This window comes from Pyxidicoccus trucidator, from assembly GCF_010894435.1.
GTDB lineage: Bacteria > Myxococcota > Myxococcia > Myxococcales > Myxococcaceae > Myxococcus > Myxococcus trucidator.
The window spans coordinates 260,806-283,623 of sequence record NZ_JAAIXZ010000016.1 but is presented as its reverse complement, the minus strand read 5'-3'; the positions used below and the strand labels follow the sequence as shown (position 1 = coordinate 283,623).

Genomic DNA, 22,818 nt, shown 5'->3' with positions numbered 1-22,818 from the left:
AAGGGGCCTAGCGCTGGCGAAGGCCGAGCGCCTGGAGCAGGCCGCCCTGCTGCTCCAGGTACGCGAAGAACTCGGCCTCGGGGATGCGCATGCGCGCCAGCACGCTCCGGAGGATTTCCTCCACCGTGCCGTCCTGGCGTCGCTTCAGCTCCAGGGCCGTCTTCAGCAGCACCACGCCGTAGAGCGGATCCGGCTCCACCGGGGGTGCGGGTGTGGCCTTGGGGGCGGTGCTCTGACGGGCCTCCTCCAGCAACACCACCGTCTTCGCCCGCTGCCTGCCGCCACTCATGTCCGGAGACCGTCCCGCGCACACGCCATGAAGTCGCGCGGACCGTAGGGGATGCCTTCCAGAGCGTCAAGGGAGCGAAGGCCTCCCGGACGCGGCGTGCGGCCGTGGAAAATTGCCGGCTTCAGGCGTCCGTGTTGTGTTATCCGCCCGGATGCGTGGCCGTGCCCTCGCGCGAGCTGGGCGCGCGGCCGTGAGTGGCGCATTCCGCGGTCGGGAGGCCTCGGCGGATGGACTACCGGTACATCGTGGTCGAGGGGCCCATTGGCGTGGGCAAGACGAGTCTCTCCAACATCCTGGCGGAGCGCCTGGCGGGCCGGCGCATCCTGGAAGTGGTGGAGGAAAACCCCTTCCTCTCCAGCTTCTACACGGACCGGCAGAAGTTCGCGTTCCAGACGCAGATCTTCTTCCTCCTGTCGCGCTTCCGGCAGCAGCAGGACCTGTTCCAGCAGGACCTCTTCAGCTCCATGACGGTCAGCGACTACCTGTTCGCCAAGGACCGCATCTTCGCGCACCTCAACCTGGACGCCCACGAGCTCGCCCTCTACGAGCGCGTCTTCGAGGCGCTCGGGCCCCGCGTGGCCAAGCCGGACCTCGTCGTCTACCTCCAGGCCCGCCTGGACGTGCTGCTGCAACGCATCAAGAAGCGGGGCCGCGAGTTCGAGCGCAAGTTCGACTCCGGGTACCTGGAGGGGCTCGTCCACTCCTACAACAGCTTCTTCTTCCACTACACGGAGACGCCGCTGCTGGTGGTCGACACCTCGGACATCGACTTCGTCAACAACGAGGCGGACCGGGAGGACCTGCTGGCCACCATCCGGAAGGCGAAGCCGGGCACCCAGCACTACCTTCCGAAGGCTTCCCGACGGGCCTGAAATCCAGGCTCCCGGCGGGACGCTCGCCCTCCAGGCCCCCACGGCCGCCCGGAGGGCGTTAGAGTGCGGTAGGACCCAGGGCTTCCGGCGATTCCGCAAGGGACGGCGAGGGGCGAAAGGGTCCGAAACGGCCGTTCAACCCGTCGACCCAAGGAGGTGAACCGTGAAGGACAAGGTCACCATCCATACGCTGAAGCGCTTCAAGCAGATCGGCCAGAAGATCTGCATGGTTACCGCCTACGACGCCACGTTTGCCCACATCCTCGACCAGGCGGGCGCGGACGTGCTGTTGGTAGGTGATTCGCTGGGCATGGTCGTCCAGGGGCATGACTCGACGCTCCCGGTGACGATGGACCAGATGGTCTACCACTCCGCCGCCGTGACGCGCGGTGCGCGCCGGGCCCACGTGGTGGGCGACCTTCCCTTCATGAGCTACCAGGTGTCCCCCCAGGAGGCGGTGCGCAACGCCGGCCGCCTGGTGTCCGAGGGAGGCGTGGGCAGCGTCAAGCTGGAGGGTGGCGCCGAGTTCGCCGAGACGGTGCGCGCGATTACCCGCGCCAGCATCCCCGTCATGGGCCACCTGGGGCTGACGCCCCAGTCCGTCCACAAGATGGGCGGCTATGTCGTCCAGGGCCGCGACGAGGAGCAGGCCCGCAAGATTCTCGATGACGCGCTGGCGCTGGAGCAGGCCGGGGCCTACGCGCTGGTGTTGGAGGGCGTGCCCCTGGAATTGGCGCGCACGGTGACGCAGAGCCTGTCCATCCCCACCATCGGCATCGGCGCCGGCATCGACTGCGATGGCCAGGTGCTGGTCTGCTACGACCTGCTGGGGATGAACCCGGACTTCAAGCCGAAGTTCGTCAAGCGCTACGCCAACCTGCACGGCTCGATTACCGAGGCCGCCGGCGCCTTCTTCTCCGAGGTCCGCCAGGGCGCGTTCCCGGACGAGGACCACTCCTTCAAGTCCAGCAAGAACATCCGCCTGGTGGCCGGCAGCCCGACTCCTCGGGTGGAGTCGCCCGGCGCCACCGCCACCACCACCGCCGAGGGCGGTGAGAAGATTGGCCCCGTCTACGGAGTGCCAGTCTAGCCATGGCCACCGCAGTCCTGCGCACCGTGGAGGAAGTGAAGACGTGGGTGGCGGGGCTGCGCCGTGAAGGGCGCCGGCTCGCGCTGGTGCCCACCATGGGGTTCTTGCACGAGGGGCACCTCTCGCTGATGCGCGAGGGGCGCTCCCGTGCCGACGTGGTGGCCGCGTCCATCTTCGTCAACCCCACCCAGTTCGGGCCGAAGGAGGACCTGTCCCGCTACCCCAGAGACCTCTCGGGGGACGTCGCGAAGTGCGCCAGCGCGGGCGTGGACGTCGTCTTCGCCCCCGAGGACCCCAAGGCGATGTACCCGCCGGGGTATCAGACCTACGTGGACGTCACGGAGGTCAGCCAGGGCCTGTGCGGCGAGCGGCGCCCGGGCCACTTCCGTGGCGTGGCCACGATTGTCACCCAGTTGCTGTGCCTCTTCCGGCCGGAAGTGGCCCTCTTCGGGGAGAAGGACTACCAGCAGCTCCAGGTCATCCGGGCGCTGAACCGGGACCTGCACCTGGGCGCGGACATCGTCGGCATGCCGACGGTGCGCGAGGCGGACGGGCTGGCCCTGAGCAGCCGCAATGCCTACCTGTCCCCGGACGAGCGGCGGAGGGCCCTGTCCCTCTCCCGGGGGCTGAAGGCCGCCCAGGCGCTCCTGCGCGAGGGTACCCGGGAGGCGGGCGCGCTGGTGGGCGCCGCCCGGCGCGAACTGGAGGCGGCTGGCCTGCGCGAGGATTACGTGGAACTGGTGGACGCCGAGCAGCTGCGGCCCCTGGCCACGGTGGCGCCCGGGCAGGCTGCCCGCCTGCTCGTCGCGGCCTTCAGTGGCACCACGCGCCTCATCGACAACATGCCGCTGGCCGGTTAGGAGACGCGGGACGCGTATGACATCCAGTGGCAAGTCGAAGGCACCTGGCGGCGAGGCCAGGGTGAAGGTCATCACCGAGAACCGGCGTGCGCGCTTCGACTACACGGTGGACGAGAAGCTGGAGGCCGGGCTGGCGCTGACCGGCAGCGAGGTGAAGTCGTTGAGGGAGGGTATCGCCAACCTGTCGGACGCCTACGCGCTCCCCAAGGGAAGCGAGCTGTTCCTGCTCAACGCCAACATCGGCTCCTACAAGGCGGCCAGCGTCTTCGACCACCTGCCCACCCGGGGCCGAAAGCTGCTGCTGCACCGGGCCGAGATTGACCGCTGGGCGGCGAAGGTGCGGGAGCGGGGTTATTCCATCATCCCGCTTGTGCTGTATTTCAAGAATGGGCGGGCCAAGGTAGAGCTGGGGCTCTGCCGCGGAAAGAATCACGAAGACCGGCGCCAGGACATCAAGGAGCGGGAGACGAAGCGGGAGATGGACCGGGCGTTGCGCCGACGTTGAGAGGGGCGCCCGAATTTCTCTCGCCGTACACCGATGGACGACAAGAAGGGTCTCGACAAGAAGGAGCGGCTGCTGGCCGCGCTCGACCAGGGGATGGTGATGATCCACCTGGACGCGCGCCGCCCTGGCGTGCTCGTCCCCGCCTCAATCAGGGGGGAGGCACACCTGCGCCTCAACCTCTCCTACCGCTTCGACCCGCCGGACCTCACGGTGGGCGAGTGGGGCGTGCGCTGCACGCTCAGCTTCTCGGGCTCGCGCTTCACGGTGGCGGTGCCCTGGTCGGCGCTGTTCGCCATCGCCAGCCACGTGACGAAGGAGTTCTGGATGTACCCGGACGACATGCCGCCCGAGCTGCTTCAGCAGCCCGCGACGGCGCGTCCGCAGCAGCCCATGCCGGTGCCCGTGGCCGCCGAGCGCCCGCGTACCTTCCTGCGCGAGGTGCCCTCCGAGCGTGAGCGGGCCGAGGAACCGAAGCCGCCCGAAGTCCCTCCCGAGGGGCCCCAGGACGACCCGCCGCCACCGCGCCGGGGCCACCTGCGCCTGGTGAAGTAGGGCCCGGTGCTGGCCCCGCGCTCAGCGGTCCAGCACCACCTTGAACTCGACGGGCTCGCCGCCGCGGAAGGTGCCCTTCCAGGTGCGGTAGCCCCGCAGCCGCACCTGCACGGTGAGGGGCTTGTCGCTGGGGTAGGCGTTGTCCATCGCCAGCGGCGTGGTTCCCACCTGCTTGCCCTCCACCAGCACCGTGGCCCCGGGCGGATTGGTGATGATGCTGAGCGCCGGTGAAGGCACGGGCACGCCCAGCTTCGTGAGGTGTCCCGGCAGCGCGGCGCGCTGCGAGTAGAGCCACGCTCCAGCCGCGGCCAGCACGGCCACCATGCCCAGCGCCACCCCTGCACGCTTCCAGCGTCTCCTGGAGGCTCCCGGGTCTTCCTGCCAGTCGCTCTCCGGGCGTGCCGTGCGCTCGGCCAGCTCCAGGGACTCGGCGGGCAGCTCGAGCACGCTCCGCATCGGCCGGTGTCCCTGCTCGGGGACGCTCGCGTCCGCGAGCGACTGGGTGGGGGAGGGCGCCAGCTCCGGAGCTCCCTGCCGCGCGCGGTTTCCCGGTGTGGAGGGGGCGGGGCGGCCCGCAGACGGCGCATGGGCCGGGGCTCCGGGCGCGGAGCGGCCCGCTGATGCGGACGCCGCCGGGCCCGGGGCACCTGCTCCGGAATCCAGGGGCCCGGAGCGTCCCCCCAGCGCGGACGCGGGGGGCACCGGCGTGAAGGTGGGCGAGGGCGGAGACAGCTCCTCGGCGCAGGCGTCACACGGCGCATGCGCGCCATGCAGGGGCGTGCCACAGCGGGCGCAGCGGTGCACGAGCCGTCCGCTGGCGCTGAGCGCGAGTCCACCCGGTTGGGTCTCGGGCGGCGCGTCCTCCTCCAGCGAGAAGGTGCCCGGGCTCGACGGTCGCGTGGCCTGAGCCAGCCCGGCCTGCGGCTCGTCGCCCGCCTCACCCAGCTCGCGGAGGGTGGGGGCCAGCCGCAGCTGCCGCATGAAGTCGGAGAGCGCGTGCGACGTGGCGGGCTCGCCGGCCCGGGCCAGCCACCGCGCGAGCGACTCGCCCAGCAGCTCCGGCGTCGGGAAGCGCCGCTCGGGAGCCCGGGCCATCATCCGGAGGACGGCCTCGGCCAGCGGCGCGGGCACGTCCGGAGGCAGCGGGGGCACCTCGCGGGACAGGATGGCGTACGCCACCGCCATGGGCTCCTTCACGTCATGGAAGGGATGGCGGCCCGTGAGCAGCTCGTGGAAGACGATGCCCAGGGAGAACTGGTCGCTCAGCGCGTTGGCGGGAGCGCCCTGGAGCACCTCTGGCGCGCTGTAGGCTTCCTTGCCCCTGAAGACGCCGGGCTCCGTGAAGGAGGCGCCCTCCAGCCGGGCGATGCCGAAGTCCGTCACCTTCACCTCGCCCTCGCGCGACACGAGGACGTTGGAGGGCGACACGTCGCGATGGGCCACCATGACAGGGCGCCCGTCGTGCATCTTCCGGTACGCGTGCGAGAGGCCGGCCAGCGTCTGCACGACGACGAAGGCCGCCAGGTGCGGCGGGAAGCGCTGGCCCTGCCGCGCGGCGGTGCGCAGCAGCACGCCCAGGTCCCACCCGTCCACCAGCTCCATCACCAGGAAGAGCCCGCCGGGGCCGTGGCCCACGTCGTACACGGTGGCGATGTTCTGGTGCTGCAGCTGCATGGACAGCCGCGCCTCGGCCAGGAACATGCGCGCGATGTCCGGCTCCTGCGCCAGCTGCGGCAGCACCCGCTTGATGGCCACCGTGCGCTCGAAGCCCTCGGTGCGCGCCACGCCGAGGAACAGCTCCGCCATGCCGCCGGTGGCCAGGGGCCGTACGAGCCGATAGCGTTCGTGCACCGACGTCCTCCAGGCGCGAGCGCCCCAGCTCAGGTGAGGGGCTGGGAGACCTCGCGCAGCAGCTTCCAGGGGTAGATGCCAGTGGTGTGGCCGTCGCTGAAGACGAAGGCCAGCGCGTAGTTGCCCACGGGTTGGACTTCCTTGATGCGCAGGTCCTCGGGCACCTTCGCCGGGTCCAGGGTGCGCTTGTTCGTCCACTCATCCACGCAGCCGGCGCAGGGGCACTGCTGGCGCAGCTCGCGCGCGGAAACGGCCGTCCGTGCGCCGTCGTCCCAGCCCAGCTCCAGCCGCGAGCCGTCGGGGGCCACGCGGACGTCCGTGCCGCTGACGGGCTTGGGGGCGGGCTTGATGCGGTCCCAGAAACTCAACGTTCCACCTTCCGAAGTCTCAACAGCACGGGCCCCTCCCTACCATCCTTCCGGCCCGGTGGCGCGGGGCTCGCGCCCGCCCGCGTCAGGAGGCGAGCTTCACCGGCAGCCGGTGGCCCTCCAGCCGCACGCCCTGCTTCGCCAGCACCTGCCGCAGCGCCAGCACCACCTTCGGGTCCAACTGGGCGCCGCTGAGGTTGTCGAGAATCTCCATCGCCTTCTCCAGCGGCATGGCCTTCTGGTACGGGCGCGTGGAGGTGCAGGCGTCGAAGGTGTCCGCGCACGCGACGATGCGGGCCAGCAGGGGAATGTCCTCGCCCTTGAGCCGGTCCGGGTAGCCGGTGCCGTCCCAGCGCTCGTGGTGGTGGCGCACGCACGCGCGCACCGCGCCCAGGAAGCTCACCGGGCCGATGATGGCGTCGCCGATGGCCGGGTGCTCGCGCATGATGGCCATCTCCTGGTCCGTCAGCCGCGACTGCTTGCAGAGGATGGACTCGACGATTCCAATCTTCCCGATGTCATGGAGGATGCCGCCGTACTGGAGCTGCCGCAGCTCGCGCTCGGTGAGGCTCAGCTCGCGGCCAATCTCCACCGCCACGTCCCCCACGCGCTGGCTGTGGCCGCGCGTGTACGCGTCCTTCGAGTCGATGGAGTTGGCCAGCGCGACGATGGTCTCCAGGTAGCCCTTCTCCAGGCTCTCGTAGAGGCCGCGGTTCTCCATGTCGTACGCGAGCAGCTGCTTGCTCATGTAGTTGAACGTCTGGGCCAGCTCGCCCAGCTCGTTCTTCTGCGGGACGTCCACCTCCACGCCGAACTTGCCGCGCGCCAGCTCCAGCGCGCCGGTGGTGAAGCCCTTGAGGGGCCGCGTGAGGTTGCGCGAGAAGAGCGCCGCCAGCACCAGCGCGACGAGGATGGCGCCGCCCAGCCCCAGCAGGACGCGGCGCTCCATGGTCTCCACCTGCCGGTAGGCATGCTCCACCGGCTGCTCGGAGACGATGGCCCAGCCGGCCTCCGGCAGCACCGTGTACGCGGCCACCACCGCGCTGCGGCCCTCGCCGAAGTTGCCCACGTGGAAGGTCTCCGTCTCCGGGTTGCGCTCCAGCTGCCGCAGCAGGTGCGCCACCGGGCTGCGCCGCGACACGTCCTCGCCCAGGCCGGCCAGGCCTCCGCCTCCCGCGACGAGGTGCCCGTGCCGGTCCGCGAGGTACACGAAGCCGGTGCTGCCCACGCGCTCCTGCTCCAGCATCCGCCGCAGCCCTTCCAGAGACAGGTCCGCCGCGACGTAGCCCTTCACGGGCTCACCCACGGGGAAGGCCAGCGTCACCACCGGCTCGCCCCCGTCAGGCCCCGTCACCGCGTCCGAGTAGCGCAGGCCCTCCAGGCCCTCCAGCAGCTGCCGGGCGCGCTCCTCGTGCCCGGCCAGCGCGGAAGGGGACACGTCGTGCCGGGAGAAGGCCTGCAGCCCCGGCAGCCGCTTGCGGTCCGGGCCGAACACGGTGAGGGCCAGCACCTCGCGCCGCTGCGTGAGGGCGGAGGCCAGGTGCGTCTGCTGCGCCACCAGCGGCAGCGTGAAGAAGCCGGGCACGCGGGCCAGCCCCACCACCGTGTCGGTGGGCTCGCCGAGGAAGGCCTCCGTCTTGAGCTGGAGCTGCTTCACCCGCTCCTGCGCGAGCTCCTGCGCGTCGCGCACCAGCAGCTCGCGCGTCTGGGACACGGAGAGCCAGCCCACCATCAGCGTGGGGACGAGGCCCACCACCAGCATCAACAGGAGGATGGCTTTGAAAAGGCGCACGGTGCTGCTCCTCCGGTGGCTACTGCCACTGTCCCTTCTGCACTTCGAGCTTGAGTCGCTCCGACACCAGCTCGAAGCGACGGGTGGGCCCGGGCTCGGAGCGGCCCGCCGGGCCCACAGCGCGCACCGTCCACCGGTAGTGTCCGGCCGGCAGCACCGGCAGCTTCAGCTCCAGGGCGGAGACAGACTGGGCGAAGACGGAGGGGCCATCAATGTCGCGCGACACTTCCACCTCGTAACGCTCCGCTCCGGGCACTGCCGCCCAGCTCAGCTTCACCGGGCCCAGCCGTCCCGCCGCGTCCGGGCGTCGCTTCAAGCGCTCCCCATCCTCCGGCAACGCGGGCCTCGGCGCCACCAGGGGGGCGGGTGGCTCGGGAGGCGGGCTGCCCTTGTCCACGCGCACGGCCGCGCCCGCGGCAACGGGCCGGGTGACGCCCTCGGCTTCCACCCGCACCGGTGGGCCCTTCGTCACGGTGACGGTGGTGGTGCCTCCGTCCGGGCCCACCTCCACGCTGAATGCGGAAGTGCTCGGCGCGGGGGCGGCGGACACGTGCTTGCCGGCCGCGTTGGCCGCCTCGGAGGCCTGGGCGTAGCGGGCGGCGCGGAAGTGCGCCTCCGCATCCTTGAGCCGCGCCGCGGCCTCTGGTGACACGCCCGCGTCCCCGACGAGGGTGCGCGCCGTCTCCAGGGCCTTCTGTGCCAGCACACGTTCCTGTCCGGGCACCTTCAGCCGCGTGCCCTCGGCCACCGTGTCCGACGTCAGCCCGTTGAGGGCCTGGATTTCCCCCGCGGCGCCCGGGTCGCCCACGGTGCGCTCCGCCACCTGTCGCAGTGTCTCGCGGGGGCCCACCACCGCCGTGTCCTGCGCGGTGACCCCCAGCCCCGCCAGCAGGATGAGCAGCGACGTCTTCATTGGAAGACAATCTCCCTTCCGGCCTGGATGGTGGCCGCCGGGGTGGTGACGGAGAGGGACTGGGTGGCGGGCTTCTCCAGCTCCGCGTCGATGCGGCCGCGCAGCACCGTCAGGTCCGTGCGCGGCTGGCCCGGCCGGAGCCGCGTCTCGGCGATGCCGATGAGGGAGTCGCCGCCCAGGTGCACCGTGCCGCCATCGGCGGCGAAGACGAGGTCGGCGCCCGCGCCCACCTCGGTGCGCACCTTGTCGTTCTCGAAGAGGGGGAGCCCCTCGCTCGCGGTGCTCCAGTCGTCGGCGGTGGCGCGCTTGATTTTCACGTCCCCCTTCAGGCTTCTCAGGTGCGCGCGCGGTACTGGCGCGGGGCGCGAGGAGGGCGCGGGCGCGGGCGGATGCTCATCGGCGGTGCAGCCGAGCGGCAAGGCCGAGAGCGCGAGCGCGAGCAGCATGGGTGGCCAGCGTCGTCCGTTCACGTAGGGGGTTCCGGGAACCGCAGTGTACTGGGGATTGACTCGTGCGTAACGGGCCCGGCCACCCACACGCTAGTCCAACCGCCGGTGCTGCAGGCAGGGCAGGTTGCGCCGGATGCGCGCCTGGAGCTCCGGGTCCACCTGCGCCAGCGCCAGCCCCTCGCCCTCGGACGCCCGCGCCGTCACCAGCCCCCAGGGGTCCACCACCATGGCGTGCCCATAGGTGAGGCGGTTGGCGGAGTGCCTCCCACCTTGTGCGGGCGCCAGCACGTAGGCCTGGTTTTCAATGGCCCGTGCCCGCAGGAGCACCTCCCAGTGGTCCTTGCCCGTCATCAGAGTGAAGGCGGCCGGCACCGCGAGCAGGGTGGCGCCCTCCCTGGAGAGACGTCGGTACAGCTCCGGGAAGCGCAAGTCGTAGCAGACGGACAGGCCCAGCCGTCCCACCTCCGTCTCCGCGGCCACCACCTCCGTCCCCGGCGCCACCGCGGCGGACTCCTGGTAGGTGGCACCATCTCCCACCTCCACGTCGAAGAGGTGCATCTTCCGGTAGACGGCCAGCCGCTCTCCGCCCGGGCCGAAGAGGACGCTGGTGTTGTAGAGCCGGCCCCCCGGCGCTCCCGTCTCCAGCACGCTGCCGGCCAGCAGCGTCACCTTGAGCTCCCGGGCGAGCTGGGCCATGTGGGCCAGGGTGGGCCCGTCCAGTCCCTCGGCGGCGGCGGAGCGCTCGGGCTCCGGGCCCATCCACGAGAAGTTCTCCGGGAGGCCCACCAGACGGGCCCCCAGGCCGGCCGCCTGCCGCACGAGGCGGGTGGCGACGTCCAGGTTGTGGCCCTTGTCCGCGGTGGACACCATCTGCGCGGCGGCGATGAGGTGCATGGGCCCGTTATAACGCCGGTCCGGGTCGTGGAACCCCTGGGAATTCCTTGCCCTGTCGGGCAGGTTTCACCCGGAGCAGGAGGGTGCGTCCTTCCTTTACACCCCGACGGGGCGTGTGCTACGGACGCCCCACATTTTTCGATGATGGACCTCGAAAAGTGGGCCGCGTGCCCGCTTTTCGCGTTTTTGGAGACCTGTTTCCCGGATATGTCGGAGAAGAACCTCAAGCAGACAGTGGAAGAGCGGGCCATGTCCCTGCTGGACCCCATTGTCGCCGGTGAAGGACTGGAGCTCGTGGACCTGGAATTCCTCCGGGAGCGCGAGGGCTGGATCCTCAGGTTGTTCATCGACAAGCCGGGCGGGCGGGTCGGGCTGGAAGACTGCACCCAGGTGTCGCGCGCGGTGGACCCCGCGCTCGACGTGGAGGACCTGGTCCCCCACGAGTACAGCCTGGAGGTCTCCAGCCCCGGGGTGAACCGGCCGCTGAAGAAGCCGGCGCACTTCGAGCGGGTGAAGGGACAGAAGGTGAAGGTGAAGACGTTCGGGCCGTTGGGAGACCCCCCGCGCAAGAACTTCACCGGCACGCTGACCGAGGTGGCGGGCGACAGCATCTCGGTGGAGGTGGACGGTGCCGGAACCTTCCACATCCTCTTCAAGGACATCGCCAAGGCGAACCTGGAGTTCGAGTTCTAGACGTCGACATACAGGGCGCCCCTCCGAGCAGGGACGCCCGTGGACCCTTTTAGGAGAAGACCATGGCCACGCAGCAAGCCAACCCGACCGTCAACCTCAACCTCGTCCTCGACCAGGTCGCCAAGGACAAGGGCATCGACCGGGCTGTGCTCATTGCCACCCTCGAAGACGCGATGAAGACCGCGGCCAAGAAGCACTTTGGCCAGGACCGCGAGCTCGAGGCCAAGTACGACGCCGACAAGGGCGTGGTGGAGCTGTTCCAGGCCATTACCGTCATGGATGAGATTGTCGACCCCGTACAGGCCGTCAACCAGATCACCACCGCCGAGGCCCACCGCAAGGGCATGGAAGTGGAGTCCGGGGACGAGCTGGTCTTCCAGATCTTCTACCGGGACGAGGACGCCGCCGAGGCCAAGGCGCAGGACGACCAGTACGGCGACATCCTCCGCCTGAAGACCTTCCGCCGCGGCTTCGGCCGCATCGCCGCGCAGACGGCCAAGCAGGTCATCCTGCAGCGCACGCGGGACGCCGAGCGCGAGAACGTCTTCAACGAGTACCGGGACCGCAAGAACGAAATCGTCACCGGCATTGCCCGCCGGTTCGAGCGCGGCAACATCATCGTGGACCTGGGCCGCGCCGAGGCCGTGCTGCCGGTGCGCGAGCAGGTGCCGCGTGAGACCTACCGCCCGGGCGACCGCGTCCAGGCCTACGTGCTGGACGTGCTGCGCGAGTCCAAGGGCCCGCAGATCGTCCTCAGCCGCGCCTCCGTCAACCTGCTGACCAAGCTGTTCGAGATGGAGGTGCCGGAAATCGCCGAGGGCATCGTCGTCATCGAGGCGGCGGCGCGCGAGCCGGGTGGCCGCGCGAAGATTGCCGTGTCCAGCCGGGACTCGGACGTGGACCCGGTGGGCGCGTGCGTGGGCATGAAGGGCAGCCGCGTGCAGGCGGTGGTGCAGGAGCTGCGCGGGGAGAAGATCGACATCGTCCCCTTCGACGAGGATCCGGCCCGCTTCGTGTGCTCGGCGCTGGCGCCGGCCGAGGTCAGCCGCGTCATCATCGACGAGGCCAACCACGCCATGGAGCTCATCGTCCCGGACGACCAGCTCAGCCTCGCCATCGGCCGCCGCGGGCAGAACGTCCGCCTGGCCGCCCAGCTCACCGGCTGGAAGCTGGACATCAACAGCGAGAGCCGGGTGCGCGAGCTGCGCGAGTTCGCCAGCCGCTCGCTGGGCTCGCTGCCGGGCATCAACGAGATGCTGGTGGAGACGCTCTACGCCCACGGCTTCCGGCAGGCCCGGGACATCGCCGATGCGAATCCGGAGATGCTGGCGCAGATGCCCGGCATCGACCCCGCCCGCATCCCCGCCATGCAGGAGGCCGCGCGCAAGCGCATGGTCGAGGATCAGGCGGAGCTGTCGCGCATGGATTATGAGAGGGAGCAGGCCCGGCTGGCGGAGGCACGGCGCCACCCGGACGAGCTCAACCAGTCCGAGCGCATGGCCCGCGTGCGCGGTGTCGGAGAGAAGACCATCGAGCAGCTCATCCTCGCCGGCTACAAGACGGTGGAGGAGATCGCCAACGAGAAGGACCTGGCGAAGCTGGGCGACGTGCCGGGTGTGGGCATCAAGAAGGCCCGCCAGCTGAAGAGCGCGGCGGAGAACTACCTCGTGGAGGAGGCAAAGCTGCGCGCGGAGCTGAACGCCGAGCGTGGTGTGATGGCGACGACCCTGGAAGGTGGCGCGGAAGCCACCAAGTCGCCGTAAGCTAAGGGAGGGAATGGGACGTGGGGCGCCCGACCGGCCGGCAGGTGGCGGGAGAGCAGAGCGCGGAGTCAGGTCCGGTCCGGATGTGCGTCGGATGCGGGTCCAAGCGGCCGCAAGCGGAGCTCACCCGATTCGTGGTAGGGCCCGGGGGCGCCATCGAGGTGGACAGGGCCAGGCGGCTGCCAGGACGGGGCGCCTACCTGTGCGGTGCCGGTTGTCTGACGGCGGCGCTGAAGCGGAAGGCGTTTGGTAGAGCCTTTCGCGGCAAGGCGGGGCAGGTTGACCCGTCGCAGCTCGGGCAGGCATGGAAGCCGGGGACGGGGAGCTAAGGGGTGCAGGGGGGGAGTGGGTGTTAAGGACCACTCGCACACATTTTCGGGTTTGGACTAGGGTGCTGCGCCCCGGTAGCCGGCGGAGCAGAAGGCCAACAAGGGCAATATGTCGAAGAAGCGCGTCCATGAAATCGCCAAGGAGCTCAAGGGCCACGGCATTGAGCTCGACAACAAGGAGGTCGTAAACGAGCTTTCTGCGCTCGGTTACGACGTCAAGAGCCACTCGTCCTCTCTCGATGACGACCAGGCGACCGCCGCCGTCCAGAAGATCCTGGACAAGCGCAAGCCGAAGCAGGCCGCGCCGCCCGTGACGGCGAAGGGGTTCGTCGTCCGCCGCAAGGTGGGCGCGCCCGCCGGCGGTACGTCCGCCGACCTGGGAAGCGACGCCCAGCAGGGCGACTACTCTCAGTCCTACGAGGCGTCCCCGGAGTCTCAGGGCGCCGCGACCTACGCCGCCGAGGAGCCGCCGTCCGCTCCCGTCGTCGAGGCTCCCCAGGCCCCAGTCGAGGCGCCCCGGGCCACGGAGCCGAAGCATGTGGAGGCCGCCCCGGAGGTTCCGGAGGCCCCCGCCGTCACCGCCACACCGCAGCAGACCGCGCCGGTCGCCGAGGCCCCCCAGGCCGCGGCTCCCGTCACGGCCCCGTCCACGCCCGTCGCCGAGGCCCCCAGGGCACCGGTCGAGGCACCTCGTGCCGCCGTGCAGCCTCCCGCTGCCGCGCAGCCGCCTTCTTCCCCTGCCCAGGAGCGAACCACCTTGCCCCAACCCCCTCAACGCTCACCAGTCCCGCCGACTGTCCGGACGCCTTCGAGCACTTCTACGTCCGCGACTGTCGTGTCCCGGGGTCCGGGCTACGTCCAGCGGGGCCCCGGTGGACCGGGTGGTCCTGGTGGGCGTCCGGGTGGTCCTGGTGGTCGTCCGGGTGGACCGGGCGGTCCGGGTGGTCGTCCGGGTGGACCGGGCGGTCCGGGTGGTCGTCCGGGTGGTCCTGGCGGTCCTGGCGGTCGTCCGGGTGGCCCGGGCGGTCGTCCCAGCTACCAGGGGCAGACCTATCAGGGGCCGGGCTCGCGTCCGGGTCAGGCTCCCGTGCGCCCCACCGGCGCTCCGGGAGTGGGTGCCCAGGCCTCTGCCAGCGCCGCACCGCAGGGGCCCACCATCATGGTGGGCGGTGTTCCCCACGCCCAGGTAACCCCCACGGGTGGCCCGGCGCGTCCCACGGCGACGCAGGCCGTCGTCATCTCGCGCCCGCTCATCCAGGTGCGCCGCGTGACGCCCACGGCCGGCCAGGCCAAGCAGTACCCCATGGCGCCGGGCCGCAACGGCATCCCCGAGCGGCGTGAGTACAAGGTCGTCCCCGACCACCTCGGTCGTGGCCGCGAGCTGGTGGACGTCTCCAAGAACAAGGAGCGTGGCCAGCGCAAGCGCACCAGTGGCGAGACGACCAGCGTGTCCAAGCAGGAACTGACGGACATGGTCTGGGGCCGCGTCACCATCCCCATCCGTGGCAAGAAGAAGAAGCCCACGAAGAAGGGCGCCAAGACGCAGATCACCCAGATGGCCGAGGAGAAGAAGGTCATCAAGCTGCAGGAGGGCATCTCCGTGTCCGACCTGGGCCAGCGCATGGGTGTGCGCAGCGCGGACATCATCAAGAAGCTGATGGGCCTGGGGAAGATGGCCACGGCCAACCAGCTGGTGGACGCGGACACCGCGGAGATGATCGCCACCGACTACGGCTGGAAGATCGACCGCGTCGGCTTCGAGGTGGAGGACTTCCTGCCCGAGGTGGAGGCCCGTCCCGAGGACGAGCGTCCCCGTCCGCCGGTGGTCACCATCATGGGCCACGTCGACCACGGCAAGACGAGCCTCCTGGACGCCATCCGCAAGGCCAACGTGGCGTCGGGCGAGGCGGGCGGCATCACCCAGCACATCGGCGCGTACAGCATCACCACGGCGCGCGGTGACGTCACCTTCCTCGACACCCCGGGTCACGAGGCCTTCACGTCCATGCGCGCCCGTGGCGCCGACGTGACGGACATCGTGGTGCTCGTGGTCGCCGCGGACGACGGCGTGATGCCCCAGACAGTGGAGGCCATCAAGCACGCCAAGGCGGCCGAGGTGCCCATCGTCGTCGCCATCAACAAGATGGACGTGCCGGGCGCCAACCTGGACCGCGTGAAGAAGGACCTGGCCACCCACGAGCTCGTCCCCGAGGAGTGGGGCGGCGACACCATCATGGTGCCGGTCTCCGCGAAGACGAAGGAGAACCTGGAGCTGCTGCTGGAGAACCTGGCCCTGCAGGCCGAGGTGCTCGAGCTCACGTCCAACCCGAGCCGTCCGAGCGTGGGCGCCATCATCGAGGCAAAGCTGGACCGCGGCCGTGGCCCGGTGGCCACGGTGCTGGTGCAGGAAGGCACGCTGAAGCTGGGCGACGCCATCGTCACCGGCCCGCACTACGGCCGGGTCCGCGCGATGACGAACAGCCGCGGCGAGCAGGTGAAGGAAGTGAAGCCCGGCTACTGCGCCGAGGTCGTCGGCCTGTCCGGCGTGCCGAGCGCGGGTGACGCCATCAACGTGGTGGCGGACGAGAAGGCGGCCAAGCAGATCGCCGAGCACCGCAACATGAAGGAGCGGCAGACCGAGCTCAGCAAGGTCAGCCGCGAGTCCCTGGAGCAGCTGTTCGCCAAGACGAAGGCGGGCGGCGGTCCCAAGGAGCTGCGCGTCGTCATCAAGGCGGACGTGCAGGGCTCGGCCGAGGCCGTGAAGCAGGCGGTGCAGAAGCTGTCCACGCACAAGGTCAAGGTGGAGATCATCCACTCCGGCGTGGGCGCCATCACCGAGGGCGACGTGATGCGGGCGGCGGCCTCCAAGGGCGTCGTGCTGGGCTTCAACGTCAACCCCGAGTCCGGTGCCGAGGCCGCGGCCAAGGCGCAGGACGTGACGCTGCACAGCTACTCCATCATCTACGAACTCATCGACGGGGTCCGCTTGGACATGGAGGGGCTGCTGGAGCCCATCCGCACCGAGCGCAAGCTGGGCCGTGCGGAGGTGCGCAACACCTTCAACGTGCCCCGCCTGGGCACCATCGCCGGCGCTGCGGTGCTGGACGGCGTCATCAAGCGCGGCGCCTTCGTTCGGCTCATGCGCGAGAACAAGCAGCTGTTCTCCGGGAAGATGGCCTCGTTGCGTCGCTTCAAGGATGACGTCAAGGAGGTCGCGCAGGGCTTCGAGTGCGGTATCGGCATCGAGAACTTCAACGACCTCAAGCCCGGTGACATCATCGAGGCGTACGAGATCGAAGAGACTCGTCAGAGCCTCACGTAGTCGACAGTCCAGTGCCCTCACTGAACCCCTGGGAAGACCCCATCTTCCCAGGGAGCTGATGCCCCGGCGGCCGGCCTCCCACAGGCGCGGCCGCTGGCGGCTGGGGGACTTCTATGTTTGTTGGTGTCGCACGCCTGACCCTCCAGATTCCGGACAGCGGCTCGCTGAAGTCCAAGCGACAGGTGCTCCGCCGGGTGACGGACCGGGTCAAGGCACGGTTCAACGTGGCCGTGGCCGAGGTCGATGACCAGGATCTCTGGCAGAAGGCCGCGGTCGCTCTCGCCGTGGTAGGGAACGACCGCCGCCACGTGGACGAGCAATTGGAGAAGATCATCCACTTCGTCGAGGAGATGTACGTCGCCCCGCTCATGGCGCGGGAGACGGAAATCCTCGGCTTCGGGGACCAGCTGTTCTCTGAAGGCGGGACGCGCTCGCCTGGCCGGGGGCTGGCTCCGGGCCTGCGTTCGGCCGACGAAGAGGACGGCGACGAGGACTCCTGGGACGAGGAGATTTCGCCCGAGGCCGCGGCGGCTCAGTCAGAGGCCGCCATTGCCCGGTTCCTGCGGGGCGAGAAGGCGTCGCTGGCGGAGGCGGAGGGGTTGGGGGACTGGGAGCGTCGGCATGAAGGCGACAACGAGGGAGGCCCGGGTACGGGCCGCCCGTCTCCGTCGGGCGGTGGACGGATGACACTGGACGAGGCGCGGGCCCGGGCCCGCACCCTGCGCAATCCGCGAGACTGGGAGAAGAAATGACGACGCATTCCCGACCGGAGCGGGTGGGGCAGGAAATCCAGGCGGCCATCGGCGACCTGCTCGCCCGAGGCATGCTGAGGGACCCGCGCATCGGCTACATCACGATTACGGGGGTGAAGGTCTCCCCGGACCTGCGCGTGGCCAAGGTCTTCTATTCGATGATTGGCACCGAGCAGGAGCGGGCCGACACGCAGAAGGGGCTGGAGGCCGCCAAGGGCTTCGTGCGCCGCGAGGTGACGTCCACCGTCAACCTGCGCGTGTCGCCCGAAATCTTCTTCTCCTTCGACGAGTCTGTCGGCGAGGGGGACAAGATTGACCGTCTCCTCCGCGAGGTCCGGAGCAAGGAAGGCTGGTAGTTCCAGCCCCGGGCCCACAATATTGGCGTGACATGGACGGCGTCCTGGTCATCGACAAGCCCTCGGGCCCCACGTCTTTTGACGTGGTGCGACAGGTGCGTTCGCTGCTGAAGCTGAAGAAGGTGGGCCACACGGGGACGCTGGACCCGATGGCCACCGGCGTGCTGCCGCTGTGCCTGGGTGAGGCCACCAAGGTGGCCGGCTTCATCACCGAGGGAGACAAGGCGTACGACGCCACGGTGCGCCTGGGCGCGGAGACGGACACCCAGGACGCGCAGGGGCAGGTGACGGCGCAGGCGCAGGTGCCTCCGCTGACGCCCGCCCTGCTGGAGTCCGCGCTGGCGCGCTTCCGGGGCTCCTTCGACCAGGTGCCGCCCATGTACTCGGCGGTGAAGGTGGCCGGGAAGCGGCTCTACGAGCTGGCGCGCGCCGGCGAAGAGGTGGAGCGGGCCGCCCGCCACGTCACCGTGTACGAGCTGGTGCTGCGCGACTACTCGGCGGACCGGCTGCAGCTCTCCGTGCGCTGCTCCAAGGGCTTCTTCGTCCGCACGCTGGCCTTCGACCTGGGCCGGGCGCTGGGCTGCGGCGCCCACCTGGAGGCGCTGCGGCGCACGCACAGCGGCCCCTTCACCCTGGCCCAGGCGCTGCCGCTGGCGGACCTTCCGGCCCTGGCGCGGGACGGCGCGCTGGCGCCCCGGCTGCTGTCCATGGCCGACGCGCTGGTGGAGATGCCCGAGGTGCGGGTGGGCGCGGCCGAGGCCCAGCGCGTGTCCCACGGCGTGCCGGTGGAGGTGCCCGCGGGCAGCGCTGGAAAGGTGCGTGTCATGGGCCCGGACGGCGCACTGCTGGCCGTGGCGGAAGTGGTGTCCGGCCGGCTGCGCTACCTGCGCGTGCTCGTCTAGGGCGAGGGGGCCTCCTGTCCTCCGTGGCCCATGCCGTCGAAGTCTCCGTGGTGGTGGCGCCCGCGCTGCGCGGCGCCTTCGAGGGCCGGCGCGAGCTGAGCCTGGGCATGCCCGCCAACGCCGGGGTGGGGGACGTGCTGGAGTCCCTCTTCAAGCTCTACCCCCGGGTCCGGCAGTACCTGAAGGGCGAGCGGGGAGGCTCGGGGCTCTACCTCCACATCGCCATGGGCGAGCGGGCGGGCGAGGAGCTGGCCCGCGGGGGCGGGGGACTATCCACCGGCCTGAAGCTGTATTTCTTCGCACTGTCGAAGGCTCCAGGGCCCCGACAGGCAGGCGTCGAAGGTTGACCCTGCGGGGGGCGGCGCTTATAAGCCCCCCGTTCTCTAGAAGGACGAGACCCGGTCTGTACCCCTCCGCGGACCGTGGTGCCTCGAGCCGTCCTCACACCGGAGTGGGCGAAGGAAGCGACACATGTCGGCATTGCATACCGAGCGCAAGACGGAGCTGGTGGCGAAGTTCCGTACGCACGAGACGGACACGGGCTCTCCCGAGGTGCAGGTGGCGCTGCTGTCCGAGCGCATCAACATGCTCACCGAGCACTTCAAGACCCACAAGAAGGACCACCACTCTCGGCGCGGTCTGCTGAAGCTGGTCGGTCAGCGGCGCCGGCTGCTGGACTACCTCAAGTCCAAGGATGTGACCCGGTACAAGAAGCTCATCGAGGGTCTCGGCATCCGCAAGTAGTCCGCTGAGCAGCAACCGGGGCGCTGGCACAACCAGCGCCCCGCGCGTTTGAGCCGTAGGCGGTAGGAAGTGACGTCGTAGAAGAAGAGAAGCGCGGTGGGTGGAGGCGGGCAAGGGAGTGGTGCCGTCGGAGGTTTTGGTTTCCGTTCGGACCGGCTGACACAGGGTCAGCCGGTGCGATCAGGGATCAAAAGTTCCGAGACATCCCTCCGGCGCTCCGCAAGCGCCCTCCGCAGTACAGGCTGGCGGTTGCCTGTCGTGCGCCTGTCCCAGGCCCTGGCGACCGCTCATACACCCCGAGGGCCCTCCCGGGGTTCCTGGCTCCATTTGCGGGCCGGGTGCGTGCGGTGGGGTCCTCGCCCCTGAAGTACCCAGAGGCACGGACATGTTGAAGAAGAGCGTCAAGATTGGTGAGAGCGAGCTGAGCATTGAAGTGGGCCGCATGGCGAAGCAGGCCGACGGCTCCGTCGTGGTGCGCTACGGCGACACCATGCTGCTCGTGACGGCGGTGAGCGCCCGCGAGAAGAAGGACATCGACTTCCTCCCGCTCACGGTGGAGTACCAGGAGAAGCTGTACTCGGCGGGCCGCATCCCCGGCAGCTACTTCAAGCGCGAGGGCCGGCTGACGGAGAAGGAGACGCTGGCCAGCCGTCTGGTGGACCGCTCCCTGCGTCCCCTGTTCCCGGAAGGCTACGCGTACGAGACGCAGGTCATCGCCAGCGTCATCTCCTCGGACCCGGACAACGAGGGTGACATCCACGGCATCACCGGCGCCTCCGCGGCGCTGTGGGTGTCGGACATCCCGTTCAACGGCCCCCTCGCCGGCATCCGCGTGGGCCGCATCGGCGGTCAGCTCGTCGCCAACCCCACCGCGAAGCAGCGTGAGCAGAGCGACCTGGACCTGGTCATGGCCGTCAGCCGCGAGGCCATCGTCATGGTCGAGGGCGGCGCGGAAGAGGTGTCCGAGGCGGACATGGTGGCCGCGCTCGAGTTCGGCTTCAAGACGGCGCAGCCCGCGCTGGACCTGCAGGACGAGCTGCGCCGCGAGCTGAAGAAGCAGGTTCGCTCCTTCGACAAGCCCGCCTCGGTGGACGAGGGCCTGCGCGCCAAGGTGCGTGAGCTGGCCATGGACGCCATCAAGGCCGGCTATGGCATCAAGGAGAAGGGTGCCCGCTACGACGCCCTGTCCAAGGCGAAGAAGGAGACGCTCGCGAAGCTCAAGGAGCAGCTCGGCGACGGCTACACCCCGCTGGTGGAGAAGCACGCCAAGGCGGTGGTCGAGGACCTGAAGTACGAGCACATGCGCGAGATGACCGTCAACGGCGGCCGCATCGGCGCCCGTGGGCACGACGTGGTCCGCGCGATTACGTGCGAGGTGGGAGTGCTCCCGCGCACCCACGGCAGCGCGCTCTTCACCCGCGGCGAGACGCAGGCGCTGGTGGTGGCCACCCTGGGCACCAGCGACGACGAGCAGCGCCTGGAGATGCTGGGCGGCATGGCCTTCAAGCGCTTCATGCTGCACTACAACTTCCCGCCGTTCAGCGTGAATGAGACGAAGCCGCTGCGCGGCCCGGGCCGTCGTGAAGTCGGCCACGGCGCGCTGGCGGAGCGGGCGCTGCGCAACATGGTGCCCAAGAGCGAGTCCTTCCCGTACACGCTGCGCCTCGTCTCGGACATCCTCGAGTCCAACGGCTCCTCGTCCATGGCCTCCGTCTGCGGCGGCACGCTGGCGCTGATGGACGCGGGCGTCCCCATCAAGTCCCCGGTGGCCGGCATCGCCATGGGCCTGGTGAAGGAGGGCGAGAAGATCGCCATCCTCTCGGACATCCTCGGTGACGAGGACCACCTGGGCGACATGGACTTCAAGGTGTGCGGCACCACGAAGGGCATCACCTCCATCCAGATGGACATCAAGATCACCGGTCTCACCACGGAGATCATGAGCCGCGCGCTGGAGCAGGCGCGTCAGGGCCGCATCCACATCCTGGATGAGATGCTCAAGTCGCTGGCCACTCCCCGCAAGGAGATCAGCCAGTACGCGCCGCGCATCACCACCATCCAGATTCGTCCCGAGTTCATCAAGAACGTCATCGGGCCGGGCGGCAAGGTCATCAAGGACATCATCGCCCGCACGGGTGCCGCGATTAACATCGAGGACTCGGGCCGCGTGGACATCGCCAGCGCCAACGGCGACGCGGTGAAGGCCGCCATCGCCATGATTCAGGCGCTCACGCGCGAGGCGGAGATTGGCAAGGTCTACACGGGCACGGTGCGGAAGATCGCCGAGTTCGGCGCCTTCGTGGAGCTGTTCCCGGGCACCGACGGCCTCATCCACATCTCCGAGCTGTCCGACAAGCGCGTCAAGAGCGTGTCCGACGTGCTGAAGGAGGGCGACGAGGTGCTGGTGAAGGTGGTCAGCATCGACAAGACGGGCAAGATCCGCCTGTCCCGCAAGGAGGCGATGGCGGAGCGTGCCGCGGCCCAGCAGCCGGCCGGCGAAAGCCTGCCCGCGCAGCCGGCCCCCGAGGCCACGCAGCCGGACGCCAAGGCCTAGTCCGGGCCCTGACGCAGGCTGGCTCGGGCCCGTGAGGGCTCGAGCCCTGAACGCCTCCTTCCGCCACCGCGCGGGAGGGGGCGTTTTCGTTTCCGGCGGCGATGGCTTAAACCCGGGGGGGAGGGCCGTGCGTTGGAGGTGCGAGCCCCGTCCCGGAGGCCCCGTGCCGCCCCGCCCGCCCGCCGCCTCGCCGCCATCCTCGAGCTTTGTCGCCGACGTATCCCGCTTCCTTGGCGGCTTCCGGTGGGCCTTCATGCCGCTGGGGCTGCTGGCGCTGGTGGCGGTGGGCGTCCACTCCGCGGCGGACACGCTGGATGACCGGCTGCTCGCGGTGGTGGACCGGGCGGACGCGACCTTCGACTCGCTCGTCGGCCGGTACGACGTCACCGCGCCCATGGTGGAGTGGCTGTCGCTGGAGCTGCGCACCCGGCTGGCCCGCCTGCTGGCGCTGGCGTGGGAGCTGTCCGCGGACCTGGTGCTGGCGCTGCCCGCGCTGGGCTACCGGGAGTCGAGCGCGCCGAAGCCCGCGGAGGCGTGGAAGGCGGCGCTGGGCACGGAGGCCGCGAAGCCCTCATGGCGGGCGCTGTGGACGCGCTGTCTGCGGCGGCCCACGCCCATGCGGTGGCTGAGGCCCCTGGCCACCGCGGCGGTGGCGCTCGCGGGCGCGTGCGCGGTGGCGCGGCTCGTCCAGGGCACCGTGTACCTGTCCTGGCGCGAGCTGATGGGGGACGGCGTGGCGGACGGAATGGCTCGCGGGCTGGCCGTGGCCACGCTGGTGGGCGTGCTGGCCTCGCTGGGGTGGCGCGCGGTGCTGCGCAACCTCCAGCACGCGGACGCGGCCTGTGAGGCGGAAGGCGGGAAGGGGGCCTTGCGGCGCGGGCTGGTGGGGTGCGCGGTGGTGGTGCCACTGGCGGTGGCCGCCGTGGTGGATGCGTCTCCGGTGCTGTCCTTCCTGCGCTGAGAGGCCC

The 22,818-nt window shown here is 70.1% G+C and carries 23 protein-coding genes; 16 read left to right on the top strand and 7 right to left on the bottom strand.

From position 1 onward, the window contains the following. Positions 1 to 7: 7 nt before the first annotated feature. Positions 8 to 289 (bottom strand): hypothetical protein, encoded by a 282-nt coding sequence (locus G4D85_RS36190; protein ID WP_205525852.1) that lies wholly within the window; start codon positions 287 to 289, stop codon positions 8 to 10. A gap of 227 nt (positions 290 to 516) precedes the next feature. Between G4D85_RS36190 and G4D85_RS36185 the strand changes: the two genes are divergently transcribed. From G4D85_RS36185 to G4D85_RS36165, 5 genes are all read left to right on the top strand, one after another. Further along, positions 517 to 1,161 carry a deoxynucleoside kinase gene (locus G4D85_RS36185; RefSeq protein ID WP_164018648.1) on the top strand — a complete coding sequence of 215 codons (645 nt, stop codon included), beginning with the start codon at positions 517 to 519 and terminating at the stop codon, positions 1,159 to 1,161. Between the two features lie 163 nt (positions 1,162 to 1,324). Next, positions 1,325 to 2,251, top strand: a complete 927-nt coding sequence (gene panB / locus G4D85_RS36180; protein WP_164018647.1) for a 3-methyl-2-oxobutanoate hydroxymethyltransferase — start codon at positions 1,325 to 1,327, stop codon at positions 2,249 to 2,251. 2 nt (positions 2,252 to 2,253) lie between these two features. Next, the gene (panC, locus tag G4D85_RS36175) at positions 2,254 to 3,111 is read left to right on the top strand and encodes a pantoate--beta-alanine ligase (RefSeq protein WP_164018646.1); all 858 of its coding nucleotides are present in this window, start codon (positions 2,254 to 2,256) and stop codon (positions 3,109 to 3,111) included. 16 nt (positions 3,112 to 3,127) lie between these two features. After that, positions 3,128 to 3,616 (top strand): SsrA-binding protein SmpB, encoded by a 489-nt coding sequence (smpB, locus tag G4D85_RS36170; RefSeq protein ID WP_164018645.1) that lies wholly within the window; start codon positions 3,128 to 3,130, stop codon positions 3,614 to 3,616. A gap of 33 nt (positions 3,617 to 3,649) precedes the next feature. Further along, positions 3,650 to 4,168 carry a ClpXP protease specificity-enhancing factor SspB gene (locus G4D85_RS36165; RefSeq protein ID WP_164018644.1) on the top strand — a complete coding sequence of 173 codons (519 nt, stop codon included), beginning with the start codon at positions 3,650 to 3,652 and terminating at the stop codon, positions 4,166 to 4,168. A 21-nt stretch (positions 4,169 to 4,189) separates the two neighbouring features. Here G4D85_RS36165 and G4D85_RS36160 read toward each other — a convergent pair whose 3' ends face one another. The 6 genes from G4D85_RS36160 to G4D85_RS36135 form a co-directional block, all read right to left on the bottom strand. After that, complete coding sequence (locus G4D85_RS36160; RefSeq protein ID WP_164018643.1) at positions 4,190 to 6,019, bottom strand: protein kinase domain-containing protein; 1,830 nt, start codon at positions 6,017 to 6,019, stop codon at positions 4,190 to 4,192. 29 nt (positions 6,020 to 6,048) lie between these two features. Then, complete coding sequence (locus tag G4D85_RS36155; protein WP_164018642.1) at positions 6,049 to 6,387, bottom strand: DUF971 domain-containing protein; 339 nt, start codon at positions 6,385 to 6,387, stop codon at positions 6,049 to 6,051. An 85-nt stretch (positions 6,388 to 6,472) separates the two neighbouring features. Next, the gene (locus tag G4D85_RS36150) at positions 6,473 to 8,179 is read right to left on the bottom strand and encodes an HD domain-containing phosphohydrolase (protein WP_164018641.1); all 1,707 of its coding nucleotides are present in this window, start codon (positions 8,177 to 8,179) and stop codon (positions 6,473 to 6,475) included. 19 nt (positions 8,180 to 8,198) lie between these two features. Further along, positions 8,199 to 9,092 (bottom strand): peptidoglycan-binding protein LysM, encoded by an 894-nt coding sequence (locus tag G4D85_RS36145; protein WP_164018640.1) that lies wholly within the window; start codon positions 9,090 to 9,092, stop codon positions 8,199 to 8,201. Then, positions 9,089 to 9,538 carry a FecR domain-containing protein gene (locus tag G4D85_RS36140; RefSeq protein WP_205525851.1) on the bottom strand — a complete coding sequence of 150 codons (450 nt, stop codon included), beginning with the start codon at positions 9,536 to 9,538 and terminating at the stop codon, positions 9,089 to 9,091. The genes G4D85_RS36145 and G4D85_RS36140 overlap by 4 nt, the downstream gene beginning before the upstream one ends. A 93-nt stretch (positions 9,539 to 9,631) precedes the next feature. Further along, entirely contained in the window at positions 9,632 to 10,435 is an 804-nt protein-coding gene (locus G4D85_RS36135) for a carbon-nitrogen hydrolase family protein (protein WP_164018638.1), read from the bottom strand. 207 nt (positions 10,436 to 10,642) lie between these two features. Between G4D85_RS36135 and G4D85_RS36130 the strand changes: the two genes are divergently transcribed. From G4D85_RS36130 to G4D85_RS36080, 11 genes are all read left to right on the top strand, one after another. After that, on the top strand, positions 10,643 to 11,128 hold the full coding sequence (locus tag G4D85_RS36130) for a ribosome maturation factor RimP (RefSeq protein WP_164018637.1): 486 nt from the start codon (positions 10,643 to 10,645) through the stop codon (positions 11,126 to 11,128). 62 nt (positions 11,129 to 11,190) lie between these two features. Then, positions 11,191 to 12,891 (top strand): transcription termination factor NusA, encoded by a 1,701-nt coding sequence (gene nusA, locus G4D85_RS36125; protein WP_164018636.1) that lies wholly within the window; start codon positions 11,191 to 11,193, stop codon positions 12,889 to 12,891. 83 nt (positions 12,892 to 12,974) lie between these two features. Further along, positions 12,975 to 13,220, top strand: coding sequence for a YlxR family protein (locus G4D85_RS36120; RefSeq protein WP_240359707.1), 246 nt, complete (start codon positions 12,975 to 12,977; stop codon positions 13,218 to 13,220). Positions 13,221 to 13,329: 109 nt separating this feature from the next. Beyond that, positions 13,330 to 16,542, top strand: coding sequence for a translation initiation factor IF-2 (gene infB, locus G4D85_RS36115; RefSeq protein WP_164018634.1), 3,213 nt, complete (start codon positions 13,330 to 13,332; stop codon positions 16,540 to 16,542). A 113-nt stretch (positions 16,543 to 16,655) separates the two neighbouring features. Further along, positions 16,656 to 17,294, top strand: coding sequence for a DUF503 domain-containing protein (locus G4D85_RS36110; protein WP_164018633.1), 639 nt, complete (start codon positions 16,656 to 16,658; stop codon positions 17,292 to 17,294). Further along, positions 17,291 to 17,650, top strand: coding sequence for a 30S ribosome-binding factor RbfA (rbfA, locus tag G4D85_RS36105; protein WP_163995726.1), 360 nt, complete (start codon positions 17,291 to 17,293; stop codon positions 17,648 to 17,650). Before G4D85_RS36110 ends, rbfA begins: the two co-directional genes overlap by 4 nt. Before the next feature lie 32 nt (positions 17,651 to 17,682). Then, a complete protein-coding gene (truB, locus tag G4D85_RS36100) occupies positions 17,683 to 18,552 on the top strand; it encodes a tRNA pseudouridine(55) synthase TruB (RefSeq protein WP_164018632.1) in 870 nt (289 codons plus the stop codon). Positions 18,553 to 18,575: 23 nt separating this feature from the next. Then, positions 18,576 to 18,899, top strand: coding sequence for a hypothetical protein (locus tag G4D85_RS36095; protein ID WP_164018631.1), 324 nt, complete (start codon positions 18,576 to 18,578; stop codon positions 18,897 to 18,899). A 124-nt stretch (positions 18,900 to 19,023) separates the two neighbouring features. Beyond that, positions 19,024 to 19,296, top strand: a complete 273-nt coding sequence (rpsO, locus tag G4D85_RS36090) for a 30S ribosomal protein S15 (protein ID WP_163995723.1) — start codon at positions 19,024 to 19,026, stop codon at positions 19,294 to 19,296. Positions 19,297 to 19,681: 385 nt separating this feature from the next. Then, the gene (pnp, locus tag G4D85_RS36085; protein WP_164018630.1) at positions 19,682 to 21,850 is read left to right on the top strand and encodes a polyribonucleotide nucleotidyltransferase; all 2,169 of its coding nucleotides are present in this window, start codon (positions 19,682 to 19,684) and stop codon (positions 21,848 to 21,850) included. A gap of 163 nt (positions 21,851 to 22,013) precedes the next feature. Beyond that, positions 22,014 to 22,811 carry a hypothetical protein gene (locus tag G4D85_RS36080; RefSeq protein WP_164018629.1) on the top strand — a complete coding sequence of 266 codons (798 nt, stop codon included), beginning with the start codon at positions 22,014 to 22,016 and terminating at the stop codon, positions 22,809 to 22,811. Positions 22,812 to 22,818 lie beyond the last annotated feature (7 nt).